The sequence below is a fragment of the Pseudaquabacterium pictum genome, from assembly GCF_005403045.1.
In the GTDB taxonomy this organism is placed as follows: Bacteria; Pseudomonadota; Gammaproteobacteria; order Burkholderiales; family Burkholderiaceae_C; genus Pseudaquabacterium; species Pseudaquabacterium pictum.
Map to the genome: position 1 here is coordinate 1 of NZ_BJCL01000028.1, position 25,589 is coordinate 25,589.

The window sequence follows — 25,589 nt, forward strand, 5'->3', positions numbered from 1 at the left end:
CACACCGGCCCGCCCAGCTTCTGCGCCGCCTCCACCGCCTCCTGCACAGTGAACGCCGGCACGCCGCGCGGCACCGGCACGCCAAACTGGCGCAGGATCTCTTTACCCTGGTATTCGTGGATCTTCATGGGGGGCTCGCTGCAAGGGGAGAAACAGGCGGCCGGCCGCTGCGGGACCGGGCCATCGGACAGAGTGGACCTGCTGGCCGGGCCAGTTGCGGCACGGCGCACGGCCCACGGCGTGCAAACCCCGTCAATTTAGCATGCCCCGCCCCGGGAAAACCCGTGGCAGCCGGCCCCACCAGCGTCAGTCGGTGCTGGTGTCGGAACCGTCGACAGCCGGCCCGCCAGCCTGGATCACCCGCCGCACCACATCTGGCGAGAACCCGCGGCCGACCATGAACCGCATTTGCCGCACCCGCCCGGCGGCGTCGGCCGCAGCGCCGCCGTACTTGCGGCGCCAGACTTCGGCAGCGCGGGCCAGCTCGGTCTGCTGCAGGGCCTGGCGGGCATCGGCGTCGAGCGTGACGCCGTGCTGTTGAAGCTCCTGCTGGATGCGGCGGTTGCCGAAGCGCGCCTGGCGTGCATGCACGCGGCTCTCGGTGAACCGGGCGTCGGACAGGTGGCCGTGCTGCTCCAGCCATTGCAGCACCGCGTCGACTTCGACGGCGGGGTCGCCGTGGACGTCTGCGTCGGTGTCAGGCCCATGTTGGGCGCCGCCTTCGCCGGCTGCCGCACGCGCCGCCTCGCGGGCGCTGCGCTGCAGCAGGCGCAGCAGTTTGTCGCGCAGCTCCTGGCGGCTGTGCTCACGCTGCGCCAGCCACTGCAGCGCGCGCACCTTCAGCGAGGCAGGCCGAACCGGCGGCACCTGGCGCAGCCCGCCGCGTCAAGCGTCCTTCGAGACGGCGGCGGCCTGCAGCGGCACGCCCAGCGCCTCGCGCACCTTGTTCTCGATCTCGAGCGCGATGTCGGGGTTCTCGCGCAGGAACTCGCGGGCGTTGTCCTTGCCCTGGCCGATCTTTTCGCCCTGGTAGGCATACCAGGCGCCGGACTTGTCGACGATCTTGGCCTCGACACCCATGTCGATGACCTCGCCCTCGCGGCTGGTGCCTTCGCCGTAGAGGATGTCGAACTCGGCGGTCTTGAAGGGCGGCGCCACCTTGTTCTTGACGACCTTGACCTTGGTCTCGCTGCCGATCACTTCTTCACCGCGCTTGATGCTGCCGGTGCGGCGGATGTCCAGGCGCACCGAGCTGTAGAACTTCAGCGCATTGCCGCCGGTGGTGGTTTCGGGGTTGCCGAACATCACGCCGATCTTCATGCGGATCTGGTTGATGAAGATGACCATGGTGTTGGTCTTCTTCACCGTGCCGGTGAGCTTGCGCAGGGCCTGGCTCATCAGGCGCGCCTGCAGGCCGGGCAAGGAGTCGCCCATCTCGCCTTCGAGTTCGGCCTTGGGGGTGAGGGCGGCGACCGAGTCGATGATGACGAGGTCGACCGAGCCGGAACGCACCAGCGCGTCGACGATCTCCAGCGCCTGCTCGCCGGTGTCGGGCTGGCTGATCAGCAGTTCCTGCAGGTTGACGCCCAGCTTCTGGGCATAGCCGGTGTCCAGCGCATGCTCGGCATCGATGAAGGCGGCGGTGCCGCCGAGCTTCTGCATCTGCGCCACCACCTGCAGGGTGAGGGTGGTCTTGCCCGAGGATTCCGGGCCGTAGATCTCGATGACGCGGCCGCGCGGCAGGCCGCCGACGCCGAGTGCGATGTCCAGCCCCAGCGAGCCGGTGGAGACGACCTCGATCGCCTCGACGACTTCACCGTCGCCCAGGCGCATGATGGAGCCCTTGCCGAACTGTTTCTCGATCTGCGACAGGGCGGCGGCCAGGGCTTTGGCTTTTTCGGTGTTCAAGGCTTTCACGGGTGCGTCCATGGGGCTCTCCTGGTGTCTGGGAGCCGATGATAAGAACAGGCTGGATGTCTGTACAGTGTTTTCTGGGCCCATCCCCCAACGGTGGGACCCTGGGCAAGCCCGGGTGCAGCGCTTGATGTTGGTCAAGGGCTGCGCGGGTTGGCCTTCCTAGAATTGAACATTCTTGCAGGTGCCTCGTCCGAAGGCGCCGGCCAGCTGGAGACAAGCATGCGGATTCTGATCGCGGAAGACGACCAGGTGCTGGCCGACGGATTGCTGCGGGCGCTGCGCGCCTCGGGCTATGCGGTGGACCAGGTGGGCAGCGGCAGCGAGGCCGATGCGGCGCTGGCCTCGCACGAGTTCGACTGCCTGATCCTCGACCTGGGCCTGCCGAAGATGCACGGCTTCGAGGTGTTGCGCAAGCTGCGCGCCCGCGGCTCGGCGGTGCCGGTGCTGATCCTGACCGCGGCCGACAGCGTGGAGCAGCGCGTCAAGGGCCTGGACCTGGGCGCCGACGACTACATGGCCAAGCCGTTTTCGCTGCAGGAGCTGGAGGCGCGGGTGCGCGCGCTGACCCGGCGCGGCCTGGGCACGGCCAGCAATGTGATCAAGCACGGGCCGCTGACCTTCGATGCCACCGGCCGGGTGGCCTACATCAGCGACCAGATGATCGAGCTGTCGGCCCGCGAGCTGAGCCTGCTGGAGGTGCTGCTGCAGCGCGCCGGCCGCCTGGTCAGCAAGGACCAGCTGGTGGAGCGGCTGTGCGAGTGGGGCGAAGAAGTCAGCAACAACGCCATCGAGGTGTACATCCACCGCCTGCGCAAGAAGATCGAGCAGGGGCCGATCCGCATCGCCACGGTGCGCGGGCTGGGCTACTGCCTGGAGAAAATCCAGAGCTAGCCTGCACGGGCCGCAGCGCGGCCGCCGCCTTATCCTAGGCGCCTGCCATGGACGCCAACCCCCCGCGCGAACAACGCTCGCTGTTCGGCGAGATCCTCGACTGGATGCTCGCGCCGCTGCTGTTGCTGTGGCCGATGAGCGTGGCGCTGACCTGGCTGGTGGCGCAGAGCATCGCCAGCCGGCCGTTCGACCGCGACCTGGCCGAGATGGCGCGCACCGTGGCGCGCCAGGTGGTGGTGGTGCCGGGCAGCCTGGAGCAGCCCAGCAGCATCCGGCTGCGCCTGCCCGAGGTGGCCACCGAGGTGCTGCGCGCCGACGATGCCGACAAGGTGTACTTCCAGGTGCTGGGCGCGCGGGGCGAATTCATCGCCGGCGACCGCGCCCTGCCGGTGCCCGACGAGCCCGCCGCCGCCGCACAGACGCTGAAATACCGCGACGACGAGGTGCATGCCGATGCGGTGCGCGTGGCCTACCTGTGGCTGCCGCCCACCGGCGTGCCGGGCGAGGCCGCGCCGCTGGTGCAGGTGGCCGAGACACTGGACAAGCGCGCCCGTCTGGCCACCGAGATCATCAAGGGCGTGATCGTGCCGCAGTTCGTGGTGCTGCCGCTGGCGGTGCTGCTGGTGTGGTTTGCGCTGGCCCGCGGCATCAAGCCGCTGAACGAGCTGCAGCAGCGCATCCGCCGCCGCGAGAGCCATGACCTGAGCCCGCTGGCCGAGCGCGATGTGCCCGAGGAAGTGGCGCCGCTGGTGGGCGCGATCAACGACCTGCTGGGCCGGCTGGACCAGTCGATGTCCACCCAGAAGCACTTCCTGGCTGATGCGGCGCACCAGCTGAAGACGCCGCTGGCCGGCCTGCGCATGCAGGCCGAGCTGGCACAGCGCGAGATCGACGCCGGCCAGCAGGACCCGCGGGCGCTGAAGCAGAGCCTGCAGCACATCGCCCACAGCACCGAGCGGGCGGCGCACATGGTCAACCAGCTGCTGGCCATGGCTCGGGCCGAGGCCAAGACCCTGGCCCGCCCGCCCGAGCCGGTGGACCTGCCGGCACTGGCCCGCGAGACGGTGCGCGACTTCGTGCCCAAGGCCATGGACAAGCGCATCGACCTGGGCTACGAGGGCCCCGATGACGGCCAGGCCCTGCACGGCACGCTGATGGGCCAGCCCACCCTGGTGCGCGAGCTGGTGCGCAACCTGGTGGACAACGCGCTGCAGTACACCCCCGCCGGCGGCACGGTGACGGCGCGGGTGGTGGACGACCCGTTCGGCCAGGTGGTGGTGCTGCAGGTGGAGGACACCGGCCCCGGCATTCCCGAGGCCGAGCGCGCGCTGGTGCTGCAGCCGTTCTACCGCGCGCTGGGCACCAATGTCGACGGCAGCGGCCTGGGCCTGGCCATCGTGCAGGAGATCGCGCAGCAGCACGGCGCCGAGCTGTCGATCACCGATGCGCGGCCGCGTGGCAGCGCCGCGGCCCAGGGCATGGGGCCGGGCGCGCTGTTCACCGTGCGGTTTGCGCTGGCCCGGCCGGCCGGCGATCAGGCCGGCGGCACACCGGCTGCGGGCTGATCGCCGGCGGCGAACTGCTGCTGCAGCAGGCTCAGCAGGCGGGCATCGTCCTCGCCGCCGTGGCCGGCGGCCAGCGCAGCCTGGAATTGCGCCGCGGCCAACACGCCCAGCGGCGGCCGCACGCCGGCCTGCGCGGCCATCGCCAGGGCCAGGGCCGAATCCTTGGCCAGCAAGCTGGTGTGGGCACGCGGGGCGAAGTCGCCGTCCAGCGCCCGGGCCATGCGGTCGGCGCCGATCCAGCTGGCGCCGCTGGAGGCGTTGACCACCGCCAGCGTGGCGGCGCCGTCCAGCCCCAGCCGCTGGGCCAGCGCGATGGCTTCGGCCGATGCCGCCAGGTGGGTGGCCGCCAGCAGGTTGTTGACCAGCTTGGTGCGGGCGCCGTCGCCTGGCCGGCTGCCGATGCGGAACAGCCGGGATGCCAGGTGCTGCAGCAGTGGCTGCAGCGCCGACCAGGCGGCATCCGGTCCGGCCACCATCAGGCTCATGCTGCCGTCGCGGGCACGGGCCGGGCCGCCGGACATCGGCGCATCCAGGCAGGCCAGCCCGGCTTGGGTCAGGCGGGCCGCGAAGCCTTCGACATCGGCCGGGCCGATGGTCGGGCACAGCAGCACGGTGGCGCCCAGCGGCAACGCGGCCGCCGCGCCCTGCGGGCCGAACAGCACGGCCTCGGTCTGCGCCGCATCGACCACCGCCACGATCAGCACCGCACAGCCGGCCACCGCCGCTGCCGGGCTGGCGGCAGGCACCGCGCCAGCCGCAGCGGCCAGTGCATGGCGCTCGGGGTCGATGTCATGCACCCGCACTGGCTGGCCGCCATCCCGCAGCCGCAGCGCCATCGCCAGACCCATGTTGCCGATGCCGACCACCGCGACGGGTGCGCTCACCAACGGCATCATCGGTCGCAGATGGCTGCGTGGCCAAGCAGACGCCGCGGAACCGGCTCGGCCGGGCCGCTGGCGGCGCCCCCTTGAGGGGGAGCGCCGAAGGCGCTACGGGGGTGGGTCACCTTTGCATCAGCCCCTTGCTGCGGGCGATGGACATCAGCATGCCCAGGGACACGCCCAGCGTCACCATCGCGGTGCCGCCATAGCTGATGAAGGGCAGCGGCACGCCCACCACCGGCAGGATGCCGCTGACCATGCCCATGTTGACGAAGCAGTAGGTGAAGAAGCTCAGGCTCAGCGCACCCGCCAGCAGGCGCGAGAACACTGTGGGTGCCGAGGCCGCGATCCACAGCCCGCGCAGGATCAGCACGGTGAAGCCCAGCGCCAGCGCGGCCACGCCGGCCAGGCCGAATTCCTCGCTGAAGGCGGCAAAGATGAAGTCGGTGGTGCGCTCGGGGATGAACTCCAGGTGCGTCTGCGTGCCGCTCATGAAGCCCTTGCCGGTGAGGCCGCCCGAGCCGATGGCGATCATGCCCTGCAGGATGTGGAAACCCTTGCCCAGCGGGTCACGGGTGGGGTCGAGCAGGGTGCAGACGCGCTGCTTCTGGTAGTCGCGCAGCACCTGCCAGTCCACGCCGGGCTGGCACAGCGCATCGCCACTGACGACGATGGCCACCAGCCCCAGCGCCGCGGCCACCACCAGCGGCACGATCAGCCGCCACGACAGGCCGGCAAAGAACAGCACGTACAGCCCCGCGCCGGCCACCAGCAGCGAGGTGCCCAGATCGGGCTGTTTGGCGACCAGCAGGAACGGCACCAGCAGCAGCACGCCGGCCACCGCAAAGTCGGGCCAGCGCAGCGGGCCGGCCTGCCGGCTTTCGCACTTCTGGAACCACCAGGCCAGCATCAGCGGCGTGGCCAGCTTCAGCAGCTCGCTGGGCTGGATCACCACGCCCACGTTCAGCCAGCGGGTGGCGCCCTTCTTGGTGATGCCGAACAGCGCGGTGGCCACCAGCAGGGCCACGCCCAGGGTGTACAGCGGCACGGCCAGGGCCATCAGCCGCTGCGGCGGCACCTGGGCCACGATGAACATCAGCGCGGCCGCGATCAGCATGTTGCGGCCGTGGTCGACGAACCGGGTGCCGTGGTCATAGCCCACCGAGTACATCGTCACCATGCCCAACGCCGCCAGCGCCAGCACCACGGCCAGCAGCGGCCCGTCGAAGCCGGACAGCACCGGCCGCAGCCGCAGCCACAGCGACGGTCGCTCGACGACGGCGATCATGGCGTGGCCCGCGCCGGGGCGGCGGCGGCGGCCGGCGGCGCGGCCAGGGCGGTGGTCTGCACGCCGGGCGGCAACGCACCCGCCAGCAGCGGCAGGCCCAGTTCGGACATCGGCACGTCCTCGGCGCGGCGTGGCGTGCCGGTGGGCGCGACGCTGCGGCCCTCACGCGTGGCCTGCATGTCCTCCTCGCTGGGCCACTGGCCGAGCAGCAGGTAGTCGAACACCCGGCGGGCGATGGGCGCGGCAGCCGTGGCGCCGAAGCCGGCGTTCTCGACGATCACCGCCAGGGCCACGGTGGGCGACTCCAGCGGCGCGAAGGCGTTGTAGAGGGAATGGTCGCGCTGGAACTCCGACAGCCGCGATGCGTTGTACTTCTCGTTGGCCTTGACGCCCACGGCCTGGGCGGTGCCGGTCTTGCCGCCGGTCTTGTAGGGCGCGCCGGCAAAGATGCGGGTGCTGGTGCCCTCCTGGGTGACGCCGTGCATCGCGTTCATGATCAGGGCCACATGCTCGGGCTTCAGCGCCAGCGGCGGCAGGGCCTGGCCGGCCACCGGCGTGGCCTGCTGGGTGACGACGTTGCGGATCTCGCGCACCAGCCGCGGCTCGAAGCGCTGGCCGCCGGCCACCAGCGTGGCGGTGGCGCTGGCCAGCTGCAGCATGGTGAAGTTGTTGTAGCCCTGGCCGATGCCCAGCGAGATGGTCTCGCCGGCATACCACTTCTGCTGCTCGGGCTTGCGGTAGGCGCGCTTCTTCCAGGCGGTGCTGGGCAGCAGGCCGGTCACCTCGCCGTCGAGGTCGATGTCGGTCTTGCGGCCGAAGCCGAAGGGCAGTAGCTGCTCGTGCATCAGGTCCACGCCCATCTCGTTGGCCAGCGAGTAGTAGTAGACGTTGCTCGACAGCACGATGGACCGCCGCATGTCCACCGGCCCCAGGCCGTGGTCGCCATGGCTGCGGAACTCATGGCCGCCGAAGTGGAAGCTGCCGCCGTCGTGCACGATGGTGCCGGGCCCGCGCTTGCCGCTGTTGAGCGCGGCCATCGCCATGAACGGCTTGAAGGTGCTGCCCGGCGGATAGGTGCCGCGCAGCGCGCGGTTGAGCAGCGGCTTGTCGATGCTCTCGTTGAGCGCGCGCCAGTTCTCGACGTCGATGCCATCGACGAACAGGTTGGGGTCGAAGCTGGGCTTGCTGACGAAGGCCAGCACCTCGCCGTTGCGCGGGTCGATGGCCACCAGCGCGCCACGGCGGTCGCCGAACAGCTGCTCCACCAGCGCCTGTAGCTTGATGTCGATCGACAGCACCAGGGTGTTGCCCGGCGTGGCGGGATGGGTCTTCAGCCGCCGCACCGCGCGGCCGCCGGCCGAGGTTTCCACCTCCTCGAAGCCGGTGGTGCCATGCAGCTCCTGCTCGTAGCGCTGCTCCAGGCCCAGCTTGCCGATCACTTCGGTGCCGCGGTAGTTGGCCAGCACCTCGTCGTCCCAGTCCTCCATCGCCTTCTTCTCGGCGGCATTGATGCGGCCGATGTAGCCGATGAGGTGGCTGCCCACCTCGCCCGCCGGGTAGCTGCGGAACAGCCGCGCCCGCACATCCACGCCGGGGAAGCGGAAGCGCTGGGCGGTGAAGCGGGCCACTTCCTCGTCGGTGAGCTTGGTGCGGATCGGCAGGGATTCGAAGCGCTTGCTCTCGTCCTGCAGGCGCTTGAAGCGGCGGCGGTCGCGCTGCTCGATCGGCACCACCTCGGCCAGGCTGTCGATCACCGCGTCCATCTCGCCCTGCACCCGCGAGGGCGTGATCTCCAGCGTGTAGGCCGAGTAGTTGGTGGCCAGCACCACGCCGTTGCGGTCGACGATCAGGCCGCGGTTGGGCACCACCGGCAGCACCGCGATGCGGTTGGCCTCGGCCTGCAGCGCCAGCTCGTCATGGCGCACCACCTGCAGCACCACCATGCGCCAACCCAGCAGGCCGAAGCACAGCAGCACGAACAGCGCCGCCACCAGCAACCGGGTGTTGAACCGGTCGAGGTCGCGTTCGAGGTTCTTCAACTCTGCCATCGATGCTGCCAGCCCTTCAGAGAGGTCGATTCTTGTCCGGATCGGGCGCGCGCCGTTGCGGCGCCAGCAGCAGCAGCACCACCAGCGGCCACAGCAGGGCCTCGAACACCGGTGCCAGCAGCACAGTCCAGCCGGGGAACATGCCGCCGGCGGCCAGCCGCGCCACCATGGCCACCGCATGCGCGGCAAAGAACACCGGCAGCACATGCAGCGCCTGCGCCGGCAGGCTGAACCACAGCACCCGGCGGTGCACGGTGATGGCCAGGTAGCTCAGCAGGGTGTAGGCCAGCGCATGCTGGCCCAGCACCGCACCCTGGTGCACGTCCATCACCAGGCCGAAGGCGAAGGCCACGCCCACGCCGACGCGGCGCGGCTGGTGCACGTTCCAGAACACCAGCACCAGGGCCAGCAGATCGGGCGCGGCCGGGTGGCGGCCGCCGGGCAGCATCTCCAGCAGCAGGGCCACCAGCAGCGTCAGCGCGATGAAGATGGGGTTGACCGGCAACAGCAGCTGGTCGGTGCCGCGGGCCATGATCATCGGGGCAGCTCCTGGCCACTGGCCGGCCGGCCAGGCCGGCCAGCGGCGCTGGCGCGGCTGCCGCTCTTGGCGGTGCCGGCGGCCGACGCCGCGGCATCGGCCGGCCGCGGCGGCATCTGCACGGCCAGCGGTTCCAGCACCAGCATGTGGCGCAGGTTGTCCATGGCCGCCATCGGCGTCAGCACGATGCGGGCAAAGCCGGCGTCGGAGCGCCGCTCCACCCGCGCCACCCGGGCCACCGGCAGGCCGGGCGGGTAGACGCCGTCGACGCCACTGGTGGTCAGCGCATCGCCGGCCTGCACATCGGCATTGCCGGCCATGAAGCGCAGCTCCAGCGCGCTGCCGCCCTCGGCACCGCCGAAAGCCGCACCGCGCTGCTGGGTGCGGGTGTTGAGCACGGGAATCGCGGCGTCGCGGTCGGTCAGCAGCGTGACGACCGCCGACAGCGGGTAGACCTCGGTCACCTGGCCCAGCACGCCGGCCTCGTTGACCACCGGAGCACCCGCCACCACGCCCTGGCGGGCGCCGCGGTTGATGAAGATCTTGCGCGAGTACGGGTCACCCGCCTCGTACAGCAGCTCGGCCGCCACGCTCCTGACCTGCAGCTGGGGCTGCAGCTCGAGCAGGGCGCGCAGGCGTTCGTTCTCGGCGGCCAGCTGCTCGGTGCGGGCGGCACGCTCGCTCTGGCGGGCCAGCTGCTGTCGGGCCGCGGCCTCGCGGGCCTGGGCATCCTTGATGCCCTGCAGGTAGCTCAGGCCGTTGTCCAGCAGCACCGCGGGCACCTGCAGCGTCTGCTGCAGCGGCAGCAGCGCCGTGGCCAGCGCCGCGCGCAGCGGCTGGGTCAGGTGCCAGCGGGTGTCGGCCGCCATCAGGAAGACCGCCAGCGCCGAGAACAGCGCCAGCTTGGTCAGCGCCGACGGCCCCTGCCGGAAGAACGGCGGCGGCGTGCGGTCGATGGTGCCCAGGGCCATGGCCGCTCAGTGCCTGACCTGAATGACAAAGGCCGGCCGCATCGGTGATGCGCCGGCCGGGGGGCAAGGCGTCACGGCTTACTCGGAGGTGAAGATCGAGCCGCGGCCTTCCATGCGCTCCAGCGCCATGCCGCAGCCGCGCACCACGCAGGTCAGCGGGTCTTCGGCCACCAGCACCGGCAGGCCGGTTTCCTCGGCCAGCAGGCGGTCGAGGTCGCGCAGCAGGGCGCCGCCGCCGGTCAGCATCATGCCGCGCTCGGCGATGTCGGCGCCCAGTTCGGGCGGGGTCTGCTCCAGCGCGTTCTTCACGGCGCTGACGATCTGGTTCAGCGGGTCGGTCAGGGCTTCGAGGATCTCGTTGCTGCTGATGGTGAAGCTGCGCGGCACGCCTTCACTGAGGTTGCGGCCCTTGACCTCGATCTCCTTCACCTCGCTGCCGGGGAAGGCCGAACCGATGTTCTTCTTGATCATCTCGGCGGTGGGCTCGCCGATCAGCATGCCGTAGTTGCGGCGGATGTAGTTGATGATGGCTTCGTCGAACTTGTCGCCGCCGACGCGGACCGAGCCCTTGTAGACCATGCCGCCCAGCGAGATGACGCCCACCTCGGTGGTGCCGCCGCCGATGTCGACCACCATCGAGCCCGAGGCCTCGCTGACCGGCAGGCCGGCGCCGATGGCCGCGGCCATGGGTTCCTCGATCAGGTAGACGTCCGACGCGCCGGCGCCCAGCGCCGATTCACGGATGGCGCGGCGCTCGACCTGGGTGGAACCGCAGGGCACGCAGATGATGATCCGGGGGCTGGGCCGCAGGATGCTCTGCGGATGGACCATCTTGATGAACTGCTTGAGCATCTGCTCGGTGACGGTGAAGTCGGCGATCACGCCGTCCTTCATCGGCCGGATGGCCTCGATGTTGCCGGGCACCTTGCCCAGCATGGCCTTCGCTTCCTTGCCCACGGCCTGGATGGTCTTCTTGCCTTGCGGGCCGCCTTCATGGCGGATGGAGACGACCGAGGGCTCATCGAGCACGATGCCCTTGCCACGCACATAGATCAGCGTGTTGGCGGTGCCCAGGTCGATGGCGAGGTCGGTGGAGAAGTAGCGGCGCGGGGATCCGTACATGGGGCGGTCAAACAGTCTGGCAACCGGTGCGGGAAGGGCCGCCAAGGTGCCGGGCGACAGGACCGGAGCTTGGCGGACGCTTGGCGGTAGGGGCTGGTCTTGGAGGCGCGCTCGGCGCACGCGCGGCGCTGGCCGGCGGGGGCGCCGGGGCTTCTGGATAACCAGAGATAATACCCCATCACCCCGCTGTTCCTGGCTGCAGGAACACGCTGCCGGACACCTCTTCCCCATGGCCTTGACCCCGCAGGACACCAGCCGCATCGCGCACCTGGCCCGGCTTGAACTCTCCGCTGCCGAGGCGCCCGAGATGCTCAAGCAGCTCAACGAGTTCTTCCGCATCGTCGAGCAGATGAGCGCCGTCGACACCGGCGGCGTGGAGCCGCTTTACACACCGCTGTCGGCCATCCAGCAGGTGCAGCTGCGCCTGCGTGACGACGCGGTCACCGAGCCCGACAACCGCAGCGCCAACCAGCGCAGCGCGCCAGCGGTGGAGGACGGGCTGTTCCTGGTGCCGAAGGTGATCGAATGAGCGGCGCACTGCATGATCTGGGCGTGGCCGGTCTGGCGCGCGCGCTGGCTGGCAAGCAGGTCTCCAGCGTCGAAGTGACGCAGCACCTGCTGGGCCGCATCGCCGCGCAGCCGGCGCTGGGCGCCTTCCTGCAGGTGGATGCCGACGGCGCCACCGCCGCCGCGCAGGCCGCCGATGCCCGCCGCGCCGCCGGCGATGCCGAGCCGCTGCTGGGCGTGCCCATCGCCCACAAGGACATCTTCGTCACCCAGTCCCTGCCCACCACCGCCGGCAGCAAGATGCTGGCGGGCTACCAGAGTCCGTTCGATGCCACCGTGGTCGCCCGGTTGGCGAGCGCCGGCGCCATCAGCCTGGGCAAGCTGAACTGCGATGAGTTCGCGATGGGCTCGGGCAACGAGAACTCGGCCTTCGGCGCCGCCCACAACCCCTGGGATGTGGCGCGGGTGCCGGGCGGCTCGTCGGGCGGCAGCGCCGCGGCGGTGGCCGCCCGCCTGCTGCCGGCGGCCACCGGCACCGACACCGGCGGCTCCATCCGCCAGCCGGCCAGCTTCACCGGCACCACCGGCATCAAGCCCACCTATGGCGTGTGCAGCCGCTACGGGATGATCGCCTTCGCCTCCAGCCTGGACCAGGCCGGCCCGATCGCCCGCAGCGCGGAAGACTGCGCCCTGCTGCTGTCGGCGATGAGCGGCTTCGACGAACGCGACGCCACCAGCGCCCAGCGCCCGCCGCAGGATTTCCATGCGCAGATGCTGAGCGCCCGCGAAGGCGCCAGCGCCGCCAAGCCGCTGGCCGGGCTGCGCATCGGTCTGCCGAAGGAATTCTTCCCCGCCGGCCTGGCCAGCGATGTGGACGCCGCCGTGCGCCGCGCCCTGGCCGAGCTGGAAGCGCTGGGCGCCACCCTGGTGGACGTGAGCCTGCCGCGCACCGAGCTGTCGATCCCGGTGTACTACATCATCGCCCCAGCCGAGGCCAGCTCGAACCTGAGCCGCTTCGACGGCGTGAAGTTCGGCCACCGCGCCGCGCAGTACGCCGACCTGCTGGACATGTACAAGAAGAGCCGCGCCGAGGGCTTTGGCCCCGAGGTCAAGCGCCGCATCATGATCGGCACCTATGTGCTGAGCCACGGCTACTACGACGCCTACTACCTGCAGGCGCAGAAACTGCGCCGCATGATCGCCGACGACTTCCAGGCCTGCTTCACCCAGTGCGACCTCATCGCCGGCCCGGTGGCGCCCAGCGTGGCCTGGAAGATCGGCGAGCAGGGCAACGACCCGCTGCAGGCCTACCTGGCCGACATCTTCACCCTGCCCGCCAGCCTGGCCGGCCTGCCCGGCATGAGCGTGCCGGCCGGCTTCGGTGCCCACGGCATGCCGGTGGGGCTGCAGCTGATCGGCAACTACTTCGCCGAAGGCCAGCTGCTGCATGCGGCCCATGCCTTGCAGCAAGCGACGGATTGGCACCAGCAGGCGCCAGCCGGGATCTGACCCCATGAGCAACCCACCCCTCATCCGCGGCTACGAGGTCGTCATCGGCCTGGAAACCCACGCCCAGCTGTCGACCGTCAGCAAGATCTTCTCCGGCGCCAGCACGGCCTTCGGCGCCGCGCCCAACACCCAGGCCTGCGCGGTGGACCTGGCGCTGCCGGGCACGCTGCCGGTGATGAACCGCGCCGCAGTGGAGCGGGCCATCCGCTTCGGCCTGGCCATCGGCGCCAAGGTGGCGCCGCAGTCGATCTTTGCCCGCAAGAACTACTTCTACCCCGATCTGCCCAAGGGCTACCAGATCAGCCAGTACGAGACGCCGGTGGTGCAGGGCGGCAGCATCAGCTTCCTGCTGGGCGATGCCCGCAAGACGGTGCAGCTGACCCGTGCCCACCTGGAAGAGGACGCGGGAAAGAGCCTGCACGAGGACTATGCCGGCCAGACCGGCATCGACCTGAACCGCGCCGGCACGCCGCTGCTGGAGATCGTGACCGAGCCCGACATGCGCTCCAGCGCCGAGGCGGTGGAGTACGCCCGCGCCCTGCACGCGCTGGTGGTGTGGCTGGGCATCTGCGACGGCAACATGCAGGAAGGCAGCTTCCGCTGCGATGCCAACGTGTCGGTGCGCAAGCCGGGCGCGCCGTTCGGCACGCGGCGCGAGATCAAGAACCTGAACTCGTTCCGGTTCATGCAGCAGGCCATCGACTACGAGATCCAGTGGCAGATCGACCAGATCGAGGACGGCCTGGCGATCCAGCAGGCCACGGTGCTGTTCAACCCCGACACCGGCGAGACGCGGTCGATGCGCACCAAGGAAGACGCGCACGACTACCGCTACTTCCCCGATCCCGACCTGCCGCCGCTGGTGATCGCGCCCGAGTGGATCGACCAGGTGCGCGCCAGCCTGCCCGAGCTGCCGGCAGCGATGGCCCAGCGCTTCCAGGAGGCCGACGGCCTGCCAGCGTACGACGCGGTGATGATGACGCAGAGCCTGGCGCTGGCCCGCTTCTACGAAGGCGCGCGCGACGCCTGCAGACAGCCCAAGCTGGTGGCCAACTGGCTGATGGGCGAGGTGAGCAAGCGCCTGAACGCCGAGGGCAGGGACATCACGGCCAGCCCGGTGGACGCCGGCACCCTGGCCGCGCTGATCGGCCGCATTGCCGACGGCACCATCAGCCACAACGCCGCCCGCCAGGTCTTCGACGCACTGTGGGCCGGTGAATCCACCAGCGTGGATGCGCTGATCGAGGCCAAGGGCCTGAAGCAGATGAGCGACACCGGCGCGCTGGAAGCCATCATCGACGCGGTGCTGGCCGACAACCAGAAGTCGATCGACGAATACCGCGCCGGCAAGGACAAGGCGTTCAACGCCCTGGTCGGCCAGGTGATGAAGGCCAGCAAGGGCAAGGCCAACCCCGGCCAGGTCAACGCCTTGCTGAAGGCGAAGCTGGGCTGACCTGGGTGGGCGCCACCGGCGGCAGCGAGCCCGCCGGCGCGCCGGCCCACAGCCGGCGCAGGCGGTCGAGCTCGTTGTCGTACAGCCGGTTGATGCGGGCCAGCTCCAGCTCCTGGTTGGCGGCCGACTGCTTCTGTGCCGCCACGGCGGCATCATTGGCGTCCAGCTGCTGCTTCAGCCGCGCCGGCATCTGGCGGCCCTGGTAGAACTCGGCCTCGTCGAGCAGCGGCTTGCGCTCGGCGGCCAGTTCCTTCACCCGCTGCGCCGAGGCCTTCATCGCCAGGCGCACCGTGTCCAGCGCCGCCTCGCGGGCCCTGCTGTGGGAGGCCTCGTCGGGGAAGCGCACCATCAGGTTGCGGTCGCGGCGCACGGCGTCGGCCTGGGCGGCGCGGGCCAGCTCGGCGCGGCGCTCGGCGGCCTCGCGCTCGGCGCGCTCCTCGGCGGTCAGCGTGGGCGGCACCACCCGCTGCACCGAGCCATCGCTGTTGAGCACCCGCTGCTCGCGGCTGACGCAGTCGGGAATCGGCCGGTCGGAGGTGAGCCGGCGGCCCTGGGCATCGACACAGGTGTAGATGCCGGACGACGTCGGCCGGCTGCCCTGCTGCGCAATGGCTGCCATCGGCAGCGCCAGCGGCATGGCCAGCACCAGCAGCGCGGTGCCAGCCCAGGAACAGGTCCGCAGCCGCATGGGCTCAGACGCCGTAGGCGTCGCGGTAGGCGCGCACACGCGGCAGGTGCGGGGCCAGGTCGGCCGCACTGCTGGTCTGCAGATACTGAAGCAGGTCGGCCAGCGTCGCGATCGACGCCACATGCAGGTGCAGTTGGTCACGCACGTATTGAACCGCAGACCAGGGGCTGTCCGTGTTGCCGTCGCTGGCTTTTTCCTGCCGGTCCAGTGCGATGGCCACGCCGCAGGGCGTGGCGCCGGCGGCGCGGATCATCGCGATCGACTCGCGCACCGAGGTGCCGGCGGAGATCACGTCGTCGATGATCAGCACCCGGCCACGCACCGGCGCGCCCACCAGGGTGCCGCCCTCGCCGTGGTCCTTGGCCTCCTTGCGGTTGTAGGCGAAGGGCCGGTTGTGGCCCAGGCGGGCCAGCTCCACCGCCACCGCCGCGGCGAGCGGAATGCCTTTGTAGGCGGGGCCGAACAGCATGTCGAATTGCAGGCCTGAGCCGACCAGGCTGCGTGCATAGAATCCCGCCAGACGGCCCAGCTTGGCGCCGTCGTCGAACAGGCCGGCGTTGAAGAAGTAGGGCGACAGGCGCCCGGCCTTGGTCTTGAATTCACCGAACCGCAACACCCCCGCCTCGACGGCGAACTGCACGAATTCCTGCGCCAGCGGGTCGGCGGCGGGCGGCTGTCCGGTCGGGTCGGTGGTCTGGCGCATGGAGATCCCTTGGCATTTCGTCTGGTCACACTCAACCTGAACGGCATCCGTTCAGCAGCCAACAAGGGCTTCATGGAATGGGCAGCCCAGGCGGGCGCGGATTGTATGGGGGTGCAGGAGGTCAAGGCCCAGGCCGCCGACCTGGCCGACCGCTTCGAGACGGTGGCCGGCATGCCCGGCTACTTCCACTTCGCCGAGAAGAAGGGCTACTCCGGCGTGGGCCTGTACAGCCGCAAGCGGCCCAGCAGCGTGGTGGTGGGCCTCGGCGACGCCTTCTTCGATGCCGAGGGCCGCTATGTGGAGGCGCGCTACGACACCCCCAAGCGCAAGCTCAGCGTCATCAGCTGCTACTTCCCCAGCGGCTCGTCGGGCGAGGACCGGCAGGCGGCCAAGTTCCGCTTTCTGGACGTGGTGTATCCGCACCTTCAGGCGCTGCGGGCCGAACGTGAATTCATCCTGGTGGGCGACATCAACATCGCCCACCAGGAGAAGGACCTGAAGAACTGGCGCAGCAACCAGAAGAACAGCGGCTTCCTGCCCGAGGAACGCGCCTGGATGACCAAGCTGCTGACCGACGGCGGCCTGGTCGACGTCTACCGCCAGCTGGAGCCCGACGCCACCGACGCCTGCTACACCTGGTGGAGCAACCGCGGCCAGGCCTATGCCAACAACGTGGGCTGGCGGCTGGACTACCACCTGGCGACGCCGGCGCTGGCGGCCAAGGCCAAGGCGGTGTCGATCTACACCGACGAGAAGTTCAGCGACCACGCGCCGCTGGTGATCGACTACGACTTCAAGCTGTAGTCGGCGGCGGTCGCGCGCACGACCATCCGGCGCCAGCCGTCCTCAGGCCGACTTCGCCCGCATCGCCGCCTTCACCTCGGTGATCAGCGCCTGGCCGATCTGCTGCGCCTCGACGGGGTCGACCGTGCCCAGGTCGGCCAGGTCGGCCTCCAGCTCGGCGCGGCGGCGCTGCGACAGGCACTGCAGGATCTTGGCCTTGGCCACGCCGTCGTCGAGCACGCTCATCGCCTTGGCCAGCGCGAAGGTGTCGACCTTCGCCACCGCGGCGAAGATCGACTTCGTGTCGGCGAACTCCAGGTCGGCGATGTCGCTGAACTCCGACGGCTGCTTGATCTTGCGCTCGACGAAGAAGCGCTTGCCCTTCTCGTTGAGCAGGCGCAGCACCTCGGCACGCCGGAAGGTGAAGATGTCGTCGGCGTATTCGCTGGCGGCCAGCTTGCGCAGCACCTGCGGCCGCTCGGCCTCCACCAGCGCGGCGAACTCGTCGACGCTGATGTATTCGTAGCTCAGCTTGTCCTGGTCGACGTCGCCCGCGACCAGCTTGCGCACCTGGGCGACGATGTCCCGCGGCGAGAACAGCACCTGCTTGCCGGTGCCGCGTTCGTCGTCGATGCGGAGCAGGTGCAGCCCGGCGAGCTTGCCCAGGCAGCTGCGGATGTGCTTGTCCGAGTGGCCGAACAGCAGCCGCGCGGTGGTGAAGACCTCCTGCAGCATCGGCCGGGCCATGCCGTTGGTCGGGCTCTCCCGCCCGCGCGGGGCCGCCGCTTGTGGCCCCTGGCGGCCGAGGTCCGCCGCCCCCAGCAGGGCCAGCAGCTGGGCGTAGATCAGCAGGTCGGGCTGGAAGTTGGCGCGCCGGGCGATCACCTCATGGGCGACGGCCAGGCGCTCGCTGAGCGTGTCCATCATGCCGCGCACCAGGGTCGGGCTGGCCGCCAGCGCGTCGCGGGCGGCGGCGTGGTCGATCAGGTACAGCTCGCAGTAGGTGCGGGCGGCGGCGTTGTGCACGCGCACCTGCGCCTGCTGGTGCGGCTCGATGCCGAAGCACTGCCCGCGGCGCAGCGTCTCGACGACGGTGCGCTTCTCGTCGCGCACCAGGTACAGGTCGACCTCGCCGTCCTTGACCACGTACATGTGGGTCGCGGGCATGCCGGCGGTGTAGAGCACCTCGCCGGCGAAGGCGCGCATCTGCGCATGCTGCCCCTGCTCGGCGAAGCGCAGCGCCGGGCTGGTGCGCTCGGCCGGCGCCGGGTCGGCCACACGCGCTGGGACAGGTCGGGCACGTTCGGAGATGGCCGCTTGCATACCTGGATCGCTGAAATGGTAAAAACGATAAGCAACGAACTGTAAGCGAGCCATGCCCGCCTGTGGCGCCACGTTGGCGCATGAAAGCGGCATTTGTTGACAGCCGCACGCCGGGCTTGCCGCGCGTGGGGTGCCCACCGTCCTGCCGGCGGACGGTGCCACCGGTCGGCGCCGTGTCAGGCGCCGCTGGCGCGCCCCCGCGCATCCGCCGCATGCAGTTCGCCGCACAGCGCTCCCAGCCGCCCCTCGCCGGCCGGCGTCTGCCCACCCTGGGCCAGAAAGCGTTCCATCGCGTCGCGCGTGCCCGGCCCCGCCAGCGTGCCCTGGAAGGCCGCCGCCTCGGCCTGCAGATCGGCCACCACACCGTGCTCGGCGTGCAGCACGCTGGCCTTGGCAGCGGCCACCGCATGCGGCGGGAAGCTGGCGATGCGCGCGGCCAGCCGGTCGACATGCGGCCACAGCGCCTCGGCGTCGAGCGTGCGGTTGACCCAGCCCCAGTCTTCGGCCAGGTCGGCATCCACGTCGTCGCAGCCCAGCACCACCTCCAGCGCCCGGCCGCGGCCCAGCAGGCGGCCCAGCCGCACCGTGCCCGAGCCGCCGGGCAGGATGCCCAGCGCCACCTCGGGCTGGTTGAACACCGCCTTGCCGCGCAGCGCAAAGCGCATGTCGCAGCTCAGCGCGATCTCGCTGCCGCCGCCGCCCACCCGGCCCTCCACCACCGCGATGGTGGCCTTGGGCATGGTGCGCCAGGCCTCGGCCATGCGGTGGAAGGGCGACAGCGGCGCATCAGGGGCCGGCGGGTCGGCGGGAAAGCGCAGGATCAGGCCGACGTCGAAGTGGGCGATGAAGAAGTCCGGGTTGGCCGAGGCCAGCACCACCACCCGCACGCGGTCGTCGGCGGCCAGCTGGTCGGTCAGGCGCAGCAGCTCCTTGAACAGCGGCTTGTCCAGCAGGTTGACCGGGCCGTTGTCGAGCAGCACCTGCGCCACGCCCTGCCGCAGGCTGACGCGCAGGCATTGGTAGCCGGAGTAGTCCATGGCGCGAGGCCGGCGCGCGGGCGCCGGGGCAGTGGCGGGGTGGTCAGACTAACCGGCGTGCCGCCGGCCACGGCGTCACCCGGGTGCCAGGCAGGGCCTCAGGGCTGGCGCGGCAGGGCCGCCGCCAGCACGCTGGCGTTCACCGCCCGGCAGCGGGCGATGTCGCAGGCGGTGGGCAGCAGGGCGCGGTAGTCGCCCCGGGTGGGCGGCATGGCGCCGGCGCGGGTGAAGCAGCGTTCGCCCTGGCCGTTGTCGTAGTAGCTCATCACGTCGACGCAGCGGCGCGAGTGGGCCATCAGGCCGAAGAAGTGGCCCATCTCGTGCGACACCACCATCTGCAGCGTGTCGGCCGCCGGGTGGGACGGGTTGCGCTGGTTCAGGGTGCGGAAGGCCGCCGGCCCCAGCGCCAGGCTGTAGGTGCGCAGGTTGGCGAGGCCGAAGTTGCCGCCGGCGGCGCCATCGCTCCACAGCACCAGCACCGCGCCGGGCGGCACCCGGGCGCCAGGCGCCAGGCCCTGCACCTGCACGCCGATGCCGCAGGCCGACCAGGCCTGGGCCGCGCGCTGCACCGTGGCCAGCACCTGGTCGGCGCTGAACCAGGGCGGCGCCTCGTCATGCCGGTAGGCCAGCAGCAGCGCGCCGTTGGCCACCGGCCGGTCGCGGCCGTCGCCCCAGGTGGCCACCTCGCCGGGCAGGCACTGGGCGATCTCCGCCTCGCGCAGCGGTGTCTGGGCCTGTGCGCCCAGGCTGCAGGCCAGGCCCAGGGCCAGCCCGGTGGCCAGGCGGCGGGCGGTCGGGATGAAGTGGCGCGGCGGGGTCACGCCCTGTTGTCGGCGTGCCCGGCAGTGGCTTGAGGGTGCGGTTGGGTCGCTCAGGTGCCGATCGCGCCGCCCCGCCCCGGCCACAGCCGGCCGCGCAGCAGCGGCCGCCGCTGCCGCCGCTGGGCGAGCAGGGCATCGTCCAGCACCGCCACCGCCACCGGACCGCGCCACAGGCGGTGGCCCAGCACCACGGCCGGCGCGCTGTCGATGCCCAGCTGCGCCGCCAGCGCCTGGTTATCGGCCAGGATTTCATTGGCATGGCCCAGCGGCGCCGGCATCAGGCGGAAGCGCGCCTCGGTCTGCTGCAGCGCCAGGCTGTCGAGCACCGGCAGCGACGCCAGGTGGCGGTGCAGGCGCGCCGCCAGCGCACCCGGCGGCGCGCCCAGCACCAGTTGCGCCGCCTCGGCTGCGAATGGCCGGCGTTGCGGCAGGTGGCGCAGCAGCACGCGCAGCTGGGCATCCTGGTCCAGCAGCAGGTCCAGGCTGGCACAGAGCTGCCGGCTGGCCAGGCTGTGGTAGTCGATGAAGGCGACCAGGCTGACATCACCATCCGGTGCGCCCAGCACCGTGGCATGGCTGCTGGCGTGCAGGTCGCGCGCCGACTGCGCGAGCGCCAACACGTCCAGGCTGTTCTGCGGCGGCTGCCAGCCGGCCTGGCCGTCGCCGCTGCGGCGGCGCTCGGGCCACGGGGCCTCGGCCAGCGGGGCTGGCAAGGGGCTGGATGCGCGGTCGGTCTGGACGGCCATGCGTGGGACTCCGGTCAGGCACCCGCCCGGCGTTGGGGAGGTGTCGGCGGCCAGTGTGGTGGCCGCCGCGGCCCGCGTCCTTCAGCCGGCGTTAATTCGGCGTGAAGCCGCTGCCGAACAGCAGTGCCGGCAGGGCGGCAGCCGGCAGATGGGCGCCGCTGGCCTGCAGCCGGGCGCAGCCGGCGGCGTCCAGCTGGCCGGCCAGCGCCTGGTGCGCCAGCTGCAGCGCCCGGTCCATGCGGGCCTGGTCGACCGCTTCGCGCGGCTGGCCCAGCGCGGCGAAGGCGGCATCGGCATGGCCGGCCAGCTGCAGCGCCTCGGCGCCGCGGCCGTCCAGCGCAGCCACCAGGGCGGCATCGTCGGCCCACAGCGGCAGCATGTCGTAGCGGCCGGCCAGCGGCCACAGCTGCGCCAGCACGGCACGGGCCTCGGCCGCCCGCTCCAGGCTGAGCAGGGCCGCGCTCAGGTTGGACAACACCCGCGCCAGGTGCTGCTGGTCGCGCGCGCCCTGCAGCCGGGCGGCCAGCGCGCGGAAGGTCTGCACCGCCTCGTCCAGCCGGCCGGCGGCCAGCTGCGCGCTGCCGACCTTGATCTGCACATTCACCTCGCCCAGCCCGGCCAGGCGGCTGAGCAGCAGCTGCTGCTGGCAGGCCTGCAGGCAGGCACCGTGGTCGCCGTCGACCAGGGCCAGCCAGGCCTGGTTGCTGGCCAGCACCACCCGCAAGTAGGCCGGCCAGGCGGGATCGTCCAGCGCCTGGCCCTGGGCGACGGCGGCCACCAGGGTGTCGCGGTCGCCCAGGCGCTGGGCGGTGAAGCCTACCACCCGCAGCGCCAGGCAGGCCAGGCGGTGGTCGGCCTCGGCCATCGCCAGCGCCTGGGCCTGCTGCGCCCAGGCCAGCGCCTGGCGCGGCCGGATGTTCTGTGCCTGCTCGGAGCCGCGCAGCAGGTTGCGCGCCAGCAGCAGCCCCGGCAGCGGCGAACCGGCCGCCAGCAGCGGTGCCATGGCCTGCCACAGGGCCTCGCCCTCGGCATGGCGGTGCACGCCCAGCGCCACCGACAGCGTGGGCGCGATGCGGCCGGCCAGCAGCGGCGCGTGGTCCAGCGCCCAGCGCAGCGCCGCCTGGGCGTTGTCGAGATCGGGCGCCAGGCGCTCGGCCAGGGTGTCGGCGCGGCAGCGACCCTGCAGCAGATCGGCATGGATGCGGTCGCACAGCGCCGCCAGGGCCTGGGCATGGCGGCGCTGCAGCGCGGCGGCCTCGCCGGCGGCGGGCAGCTGCTCGCGGGCCAGCGCCAGCGGGCCTTCCAGCAGGCGGTAGCGGGGCTGCGGCGCGGCGTCGTCACCATCGCCGCCAGCCTCGTCCGGGGCGGCGGGCAGCAGGCTCAGCAGCGAGCGGTCGACCAGGCCGCCCAGCGCGTCCAGCACCGCCAGGCGGTCCAGTGGCGGCTGGCCGACGGTGCCACCGTCGGCATCGTCGTCGGCCAGCACATCCAGCACCAGGTCCAGCGGGGCGCTGCCGACAAACACCGCCAGCCGGCGGAACACCACCTGCTCGGCGGGGCCCAGCAGGCCGTGGCTCCACTGCAGCGCGCCGCGCAGCGTCTGCTGGCGCACCGGCGCGTCGCGCGGGCCGTGGCGCAGCAGGTCCAGGCGCCGACCCAGCGACTGCACCAGCCCGCGCAGGCCCAGCAGCGGCAGGCGCGCGGCGGCCAGCTCGATGGCCAGCGCTGCGCCGTCGAGGCCGCGGCACAGCGCCACGACCTCGGCCACGTTGTCCTCGGTCAGGGTGAAGCGGTGGTCGAGCGCCTGGGCGCGGGCGACGAACAGCGCCACCGCACCATGGTCCAGCGCGGCCTGGGCGCTGGCTGCCTCGGCACTGCCGGGTTCAGGCAGGCCCAGGGCACCAAGGCGGTAGACGGCTTCGCCATGCAGCTGCAGCGGCACCTGGCTGGTGACCAGCAGGCGCACACCGGGCGCGCTGCGGCGCAGCGCCTGGGCCAGGCCGGCCACCGCGGCGGCCAGGTGTTCGGCGTTGTCCAGCGCCAGCAGCAGGCGCAGCGGCGCCAGGGCCTGGGCCAGGGCCGCGTTGCGGTCGTCGCCGGCGGGCAGGCGCAGGCCCAGCGCCGCGGCCACCGCCTGCGGCACGGCCTCGGGCTGCTGCACCGCCGCCAGCTCGACGAAGCACACGCCGTGGGCGTGGGCCGCCTGCTGGCCGTGCAGCAGCGCCATCGCCAGCCGGGTCTTGCCGATGCCGCCGGCGCCGGTCAGCGTGACCAGGCTGTCGCGCGCCACCAGGGCGGCCAGCGCGGCGAGGTCGGCGTCGCGGCCGATCAGCGGCGGCAGGGCGGCCGGCAGGTGGGTGTCGGGCAGGGCCACCAGCGGCGGCCGCTGCGGCAACACCGCCACCGTGGCGCCCACCGGCTCGACGGTGGCGGTGAAGCGGTAGCCGCGGGCGGGCACGGTGCTGATGCAGTCCGCGCCCAGCGCCTTGCGCAGCGCGTTGATCTGCACGCTGAGGTTGTTCTCCTCGACCACCAGCCCAGGCCACACCCGCTCCAGCAGCTGCTGGCGGCCGAGCAACTGGCCAGGGTGGCGGGCCAGGACGATCAGCAGATCCAGCGCGCGGGCCTGCAGCGGCACCGGCTGGCCATCGGCCAGCAGCCGGCGCTCGCGCACCTGCAGCTCAAAGCGGCCGAAGCGCAGGTCTGGCAGCTCGCCGGCCGCCGGCAGCCGGGCGGGCAGCGGCTCGGCAGGCGTGGGGCGGCGCAGGGGCAGCAGGTCGGACATCGGACCCCAGTCTATCGGCGCGCGGGCGCCTGCGCGGCAGCTGTCCTTGGCATGATCGCGGCCACCGCCCCGCCACACCAGCCATGACCGCCGACGCCTTCTCCGCCCTGCTGCGACAGCACCGCTCGATCCGATGCTTCCAGGACCGGGGCATCGACCCGGCGCTGGTCGACCGCGTGCTGGTGCAGGCGCTGCAGGGCAGCTCGTCCAGCGGCAACCTGAACCTGGTGTCGGTGATCAAGACCAGCGATGCCGCACGCAAGCAGCACCTGTGCACCCTGCACTTCGACCAGCCGATGGTGCTGCAGGCACCGCTGGTGCTGACCTTCTGCGCCGACAGCCACCGCACCCGGCAGTGGCTGGCGCAGCGGGATGCGCGCCTGGGCTTTGCCGACTTCATCAGCTGGCATGTGGCGGGCTACGACGCCATCATCCTGGCACAGACCACTGCGCTGGCGCTGGAGAGCCACGGTCTGGGCATCTGCTACATGGGCACCACGCTGCATGCGATGCAGGCGATTGCCGACTTCCTGGACTGCCCCGACCACTGCCTGCCGGTGACCAGCATGGTGGTGGGCTGGCCAGCCGAATCCCCGCCGTCGCGCGACCGCCTGCCGGGCGCGGCCTGGATCCACAACGAGCGCTACCAGCGCCCCACGCCTGCCGACATCGACGCCCACTTTGGCGAGCGCGAGGAACGTGGCCGCGAACGCTACCTGGCGCTGGGCCCGGAGATGGCGGCACGCTGGGCCGAACACGGCATCCGCTCGCTGGCGCAGTTCTACACCAGCAAGATCAAGTACGACCCCGACCAGTTCGCCCGCGACTCGGCCGCGCTGGAAGACCTGCTGCGCGCACGCGGCTTCGGTGGCTGAGACGCGGGCACCGGGGCGTCAGGCCGGTTGCAGTGCGGCCAGCACCTGGCGGAAGAGCTGGCTGGACGGCACGCCGTTGGCCGGCTGGTTGTAGCGGCCGGCGGTGATCACCACCACCAGATCGAGCGCCGGCACGGCGAACAGCCGCTGGCCGCCGTTGCCCATGCCGGCGATGAAGTCCACCCCCGCGCCCGGCCCGCTTCTGAAGCGGCCCTGCCACCACTGGCGGCCGAACAGCAGCCCGTCGACCGCCGGCACCCGGGTGGCCAGGGTGTCGGCGATCCAGCCGGCCGGCACCACCGCGCGGCCCTGCCACTGCCCGCCATCGAGCAGCAGCCGGCCGATGCGCGCCAGCTCGCGCGGGCGCAGCCGCAGGCCCGAGAAGGCCAGCGTGCGGCCCTGTCGGTCGGCACGCCAGGTGACCGGCGGGATGCCCAGCGGATCGAACAGCGTGGCCTGGGCCAGGTCCTTGAGGCCCTGGCCGCTGCGGCGCTCGAGGATGTCGGCCAGCAGGGCGGTGGCGCCGCCGCTGTAGGCCCAGCGGGTGCCCGGGGCGTGCAGCATCGGCAGGCCCAGCAGATGGCGGTTGCGGTCGGGCGCCATCGCCATGCGGGTCTCGCTGTTGGCCGGGTTGGAATAGGGCACGGTCCACTCGTCCCATTCCCAGCCCACCGTCATGTCCAGCAGGTGCTGCACGGTGATCTGCCGGTGCGCCGGCGTGGCCAGGTCGGCCAGCTCGGGAAAGCTGTCGAGCACCGGCTGCTGCAGATCCAGCTGGCCGCGGCCGTGCACGATGCCGGCCACCAGGCCGGTGATGCTCTTGCTGATCGAGCGCAGGTCGTGCGGATGGTCGGCGGTGAACACCACCTCCCGCGCGAACCAGTCGCCCGAGGGCCGGTCGCTGCCGGTGAAGTAGGCCTCGGCCAGGGTGCTGCCACTGCGCTGCACCAGCAGGGCATGCGTGTTGCTGCCGTCGCCGGCCACCCGGGTGGCCAGTGCACACAGCCCGGCGTGGCTGCCGGTGCAGGCGGGCGCGGCGTCTTGCGCGCGGACTGCGGCGATGGGCAAGGCAGGCAGGGCAGCCAGGGCCAGCAGGCGTCGTCGGCGCATCGCGCAAGCCCCCATCGGTGGCAGTGGT

The 25,589-nt window shown here is 71.7% G+C and carries 24 protein-coding genes; 7 read left to right on the forward strand and 17 right to left on the reverse strand.

The window, feature by feature from the left end; genetic code table 11:
• The 3 genes from FFT10_RS26475 to recA form a co-directional block, all read right to left on the reverse strand.
• The coding region (locus tag FFT10_RS26475) for an ATP-grasp domain-containing protein (protein WP_306446721.1) at positions 1-128 on the reverse strand (128 nt) is incomplete at its 3' end.
• A 178-nt stretch (positions 129-306) separates the two neighbouring features.
• Positions 307-837 (reverse strand): regulatory protein RecX, encoded by a 531-nt coding sequence (locus FFT10_RS26480; protein ID WP_228027334.1) that lies wholly within the window; start codon positions 835-837, stop codon positions 307-309.
• Between the two features lie 48 nt (positions 838-885).
• Positions 886-1,929, reverse strand: a complete 1,044-nt coding sequence (gene recA / locus FFT10_RS26485) for a recombinase RecA (protein WP_137735895.1) — start codon at positions 1,927-1,929, stop codon at positions 886-888.
• Positions 1,930-2,136: 207 nt separating this feature from the next.
• On the opposite strand from recA, the gene FFT10_RS26490 reads away from it, so the two are divergent.
• Positions 2,137-2,808 (forward strand): response regulator transcription factor, encoded by a 672-nt coding sequence (locus FFT10_RS26490; RefSeq protein ID WP_137735896.1) that lies wholly within the window; start codon positions 2,137-2,139, stop codon positions 2,806-2,808.
• Between the two features lie 47 nt (positions 2,809-2,855).
• Positions 2,856-4,373 (forward strand): sensor histidine kinase, encoded by a 1,518-nt coding sequence (locus tag FFT10_RS26495; RefSeq protein ID WP_137735897.1) that lies wholly within the window; start codon positions 2,856-2,858, stop codon positions 4,371-4,373.
• On the opposite strand, the gene FFT10_RS26500 is transcribed toward FFT10_RS26495, so the two are convergent.
• From FFT10_RS26500 to FFT10_RS26525, 6 genes are all read right to left on the reverse strand, one after another.
• Positions 4,343-5,257 carry an NAD(P)-dependent oxidoreductase gene (locus FFT10_RS26500; protein ID WP_373282607.1) on the reverse strand — a complete coding sequence of 305 codons (915 nt, stop codon included), beginning with the start codon at positions 5,255-5,257 and terminating at the stop codon, positions 4,343-4,345. The two genes, FFT10_RS26495 and FFT10_RS26500, sit on opposite strands and share 31 nt — an antisense overlap.
• 118 nt (positions 5,258-5,375) lie before the next feature.
• Entirely contained in the window at positions 5,376-6,542 is a 1,167-nt protein-coding gene (rodA, locus tag FFT10_RS26505; protein ID WP_137735899.1) for a rod shape-determining protein RodA, read from the reverse strand.
• Positions 6,539-8,590: a penicillin-binding protein 2 gene (mrdA, locus tag FFT10_RS26510; RefSeq protein WP_137735900.1), complete on the reverse strand. Its 2,052-nt coding sequence runs from the start codon at positions 8,588-8,590 to the stop codon at positions 6,539-6,541. The genes rodA and mrdA overlap by 4 nt, the downstream gene beginning before the upstream one ends.
• 16 nt (positions 8,591-8,606) lie before the next feature.
• Positions 8,607-9,128 carry a rod shape-determining protein MreD gene (mreD, locus tag FFT10_RS26515; protein ID WP_137735901.1) on the reverse strand — a complete coding sequence of 174 codons (522 nt, stop codon included), beginning with the start codon at positions 9,126-9,128 and terminating at the stop codon, positions 8,607-8,609.
• The gene (gene mreC, locus FFT10_RS26520) at positions 9,125-10,099 is read right to left on the reverse strand and encodes a rod shape-determining protein MreC (protein ID WP_137735902.1); all 975 of its coding nucleotides are present in this window, start codon (positions 10,097-10,099) and stop codon (positions 9,125-9,127) included. The genes mreD and mreC overlap by 4 nt, the downstream gene beginning before the upstream one ends.
• A gap of 78 nt (positions 10,100-10,177) precedes the next feature.
• Positions 10,178-11,221 (reverse strand): rod shape-determining protein, encoded by a 1,044-nt coding sequence (locus FFT10_RS26525; protein ID WP_137735903.1) that lies wholly within the window; start codon positions 11,219-11,221, stop codon positions 10,178-10,180.
• 229 nt (positions 11,222-11,450) lie between these two features.
• Between FFT10_RS26525 and gatC the strand changes: the two genes are divergently transcribed.
• From gatC to gatB, 3 genes are read left to right on the forward strand one after another with little or no spacing between them, the layout of a single operon-like run.
• The gene (gene gatC / locus FFT10_RS26530; protein WP_137735904.1) at positions 11,451-11,750 is read left to right on the forward strand and encodes an Asp-tRNA(Asn)/Glu-tRNA(Gln) amidotransferase subunit GatC; all 300 of its coding nucleotides are present in this window, start codon (positions 11,451-11,453) and stop codon (positions 11,748-11,750) included.
• Positions 11,747-13,237, forward strand: a complete 1,491-nt coding sequence (gene gatA, locus FFT10_RS26535) for an Asp-tRNA(Asn)/Glu-tRNA(Gln) amidotransferase subunit GatA (RefSeq protein ID WP_137735905.1) — start codon at positions 11,747-11,749, stop codon at positions 13,235-13,237. Before gatC ends, gatA begins: the two co-directional genes overlap by 4 nt.
• A gap of 4 nt (positions 13,238-13,241) precedes the next feature.
• On the forward strand, positions 13,242-14,690 hold the full coding sequence (gene gatB / locus FFT10_RS26540) for an Asp-tRNA(Asn)/Glu-tRNA(Gln) amidotransferase subunit GatB (protein WP_137735906.1): 1,449 nt from the start codon (positions 13,242-13,244) through the stop codon (positions 14,688-14,690).
• Here gatB and FFT10_RS26545 read toward each other — a convergent pair.
• Together FFT10_RS26545 and pyrE are read right to left on the reverse strand one after the other, a co-directional pair.
• The gene (locus FFT10_RS26545; RefSeq protein ID WP_228027335.1) at positions 14,659-15,378 is read right to left on the reverse strand and encodes a DUF4124 domain-containing protein; all 720 of its coding nucleotides are present in this window, start codon (positions 15,376-15,378) and stop codon (positions 14,659-14,661) included. The two genes, gatB and FFT10_RS26545, sit on opposite strands and share 32 nt — an antisense overlap.
• Before the next feature lie 4 nt (positions 15,379-15,382).
• Positions 15,383-16,081 carry an orotate phosphoribosyltransferase gene (gene pyrE, locus FFT10_RS26550; protein ID WP_137735907.1) on the reverse strand — a complete coding sequence of 233 codons (699 nt, stop codon included), beginning with the start codon at positions 16,079-16,081 and terminating at the stop codon, positions 15,383-15,385.
• 9 nt (positions 16,082-16,090) lie between these two features.
• Between pyrE and FFT10_RS26555 the strand changes: the two genes are divergently transcribed.
• On the forward strand, positions 16,091-16,885 hold the full coding sequence (locus tag FFT10_RS26555; protein ID WP_137735908.1) for an exodeoxyribonuclease III: 795 nt from the start codon (positions 16,091-16,093) through the stop codon (positions 16,883-16,885).
• Between the two features lie 42 nt (positions 16,886-16,927).
• Here FFT10_RS26555 and FFT10_RS26560 read toward each other — a convergent pair whose 3' ends face one another.
• The 5 genes from FFT10_RS26560 to FFT10_RS26580 all read right to left on the reverse strand — a co-directional run bounded on the left by FFT10_RS26560 (position 16,928) and on the right by FFT10_RS26580 (position 23,576).
• Positions 16,928-18,187: a cyclic nucleotide-binding domain-containing protein gene (locus FFT10_RS26560; protein WP_162520938.1), complete on the reverse strand. Its 1,260-nt coding sequence runs from the start codon at positions 18,185-18,187 to the stop codon at positions 16,928-16,930.
• Between the two features lie 176 nt (positions 18,188-18,363).
• Entirely contained in the window at positions 18,364-19,224 is an 861-nt protein-coding gene (locus tag FFT10_RS26565) for an enoyl-CoA hydratase/isomerase family protein (protein ID WP_137735910.1), read from the reverse strand.
• Positions 19,225-19,322: 98 nt separating this feature from the next.
• On the reverse strand, positions 19,323-20,045 hold the full coding sequence (locus FFT10_RS26570; RefSeq protein WP_137735911.1) for a zinc metalloprotease: 723 nt from the start codon (positions 20,043-20,045) through the stop codon (positions 19,323-19,325).
• 50 nt (positions 20,046-20,095) lie between these two features.
• Positions 20,096-20,791 carry a thioredoxin domain-containing protein gene (locus tag FFT10_RS26575; protein WP_137735912.1) on the reverse strand — a complete coding sequence of 232 codons (696 nt, stop codon included), beginning with the start codon at positions 20,789-20,791 and terminating at the stop codon, positions 20,096-20,098.
• A 91-nt stretch (positions 20,792-20,882) separates the two neighbouring features.
• Positions 20,883-23,576, reverse strand: a complete 2,694-nt coding sequence (locus FFT10_RS26580) for an ATP-binding protein (protein WP_137735913.1) — start codon at positions 23,574-23,576, stop codon at positions 20,883-20,885.
• Positions 23,577-23,659: 83 nt separating this feature from the next.
• Between FFT10_RS26580 and FFT10_RS26585 the strand changes: the two genes are divergently transcribed.
• On the forward strand, positions 23,660-24,451 hold the full coding sequence (locus FFT10_RS26585; protein WP_137735914.1) for a nitroreductase family protein: 792 nt from the start codon (positions 23,660-23,662) through the stop codon (positions 24,449-24,451).
• A gap of 18 nt (positions 24,452-24,469) precedes the next feature.
• Here FFT10_RS26585 and FFT10_RS26590 read toward each other — a convergent pair whose 3' ends face one another.
• Entirely contained in the window at positions 24,470-25,561 is a 1,092-nt protein-coding gene (locus tag FFT10_RS26590) for a serine hydrolase domain-containing protein (protein WP_162520939.1), read from the reverse strand.
• Positions 25,562-25,589 lie beyond the last annotated feature (28 nt).

Coding starts and splice junctions, on each gene's coding strand:
- recA (WP_137735895.1), bottom strand. CDS start 1,929: ATGGACGCACCCGTGAAAGCCTTGAACACCGAAAAAGCCAAAGCCCTG.
- FFT10_RS26490 (WP_137735896.1), top strand. CDS start 2,137: ATGCGGATTCTGATCGCGGAAGACGACCAGGTGCTGGCCGACGGATTG.
- FFT10_RS26495 (WP_137735897.1), top strand. CDS start 2,856: ATGGACGCCAACCCCCCGCGCGAACAACGCTCGCTGTTCGGCGAGATC.
- rodA (WP_137735899.1), bottom strand. CDS start 6,542: ATGATCGCCGTCGTCGAGCGACCGTCGCTGTGGCTGCGGCTGCGGCCG.
- mrdA (WP_137735900.1), bottom strand. CDS start 8,590: ATGGCAGAGTTGAAGAACCTCGAACGCGACCTCGACCGGTTCAACACC.
- mreD (WP_137735901.1), bottom strand. CDS start 9,128: ATGATCATGGCCCGCGGCACCGACCAGCTGCTGTTGCCGGTCAACCCC.
- mreC (WP_137735902.1), bottom strand. CDS start 10,099: ATGGCCCTGGGCACCATCGACCGCACGCCGCCGCCGTTCTTCCGGCAG.
- FFT10_RS26525 (WP_137735903.1), bottom strand. CDS start 11,221: ATGTACGGATCCCCGCGCCGCTACTTCTCCACCGACCTCGCCATCGAC.
- gatC (WP_137735904.1), top strand. CDS start 11,451: ATGGCCTTGACCCCGCAGGACACCAGCCGCATCGCGCACCTGGCCCGG.
- gatA (WP_137735905.1), top strand. CDS start 11,747: ATGAGCGGCGCACTGCATGATCTGGGCGTGGCCGGTCTGGCGCGCGCG.
- gatB (WP_137735906.1), top strand. CDS start 13,242: ATGAGCAACCCACCCCTCATCCGCGGCTACGAGGTCGTCATCGGCCTG.
- FFT10_RS26545 (WP_228027335.1), bottom strand. CDS start 15,378: ATGCGGCTGCGGACCTGTTCCTGGGCTGGCACCGCGCTGCTGGTGCTG.
- pyrE (WP_137735907.1), bottom strand. CDS start 16,081: ATGCGCCAGACCACCGACCCGACCGGACAGCCGCCCGCCGCCGACCCG.
- FFT10_RS26560 (WP_162520938.1), bottom strand. CDS start 18,187: ATGCAAGCGGCCATCTCCGAACGTGCCCGACCTGTCCCAGCGCGTGTG.
- FFT10_RS26565 (WP_137735910.1), bottom strand. CDS start 19,224: ATGGACTACTCCGGCTACCAATGCCTGCGCGTCAGCCTGCGGCAGGGC.
- FFT10_RS26575 (WP_137735912.1), bottom strand. CDS start 20,791: ATGGCCGTCCAGACCGACCGCGCATCCAGCCCCTTGCCAGCCCCGCTG.
- FFT10_RS26580 (WP_137735913.1), bottom strand. CDS start 23,576: ATGTCCGACCTGCTGCCCCTGCGCCGCCCCACGCCTGCCGAGCCGCTG.
- FFT10_RS26585 (WP_137735914.1), top strand. CDS start 23,660: ATGACCGCCGACGCCTTCTCCGCCCTGCTGCGACAGCACCGCTCGATC.
- FFT10_RS26590 (WP_162520939.1), bottom strand. CDS start 25,561: ATGCGCCGACGACGCCTGCTGGCCCTGGCTGCCCTGCCTGCCTTGCCC.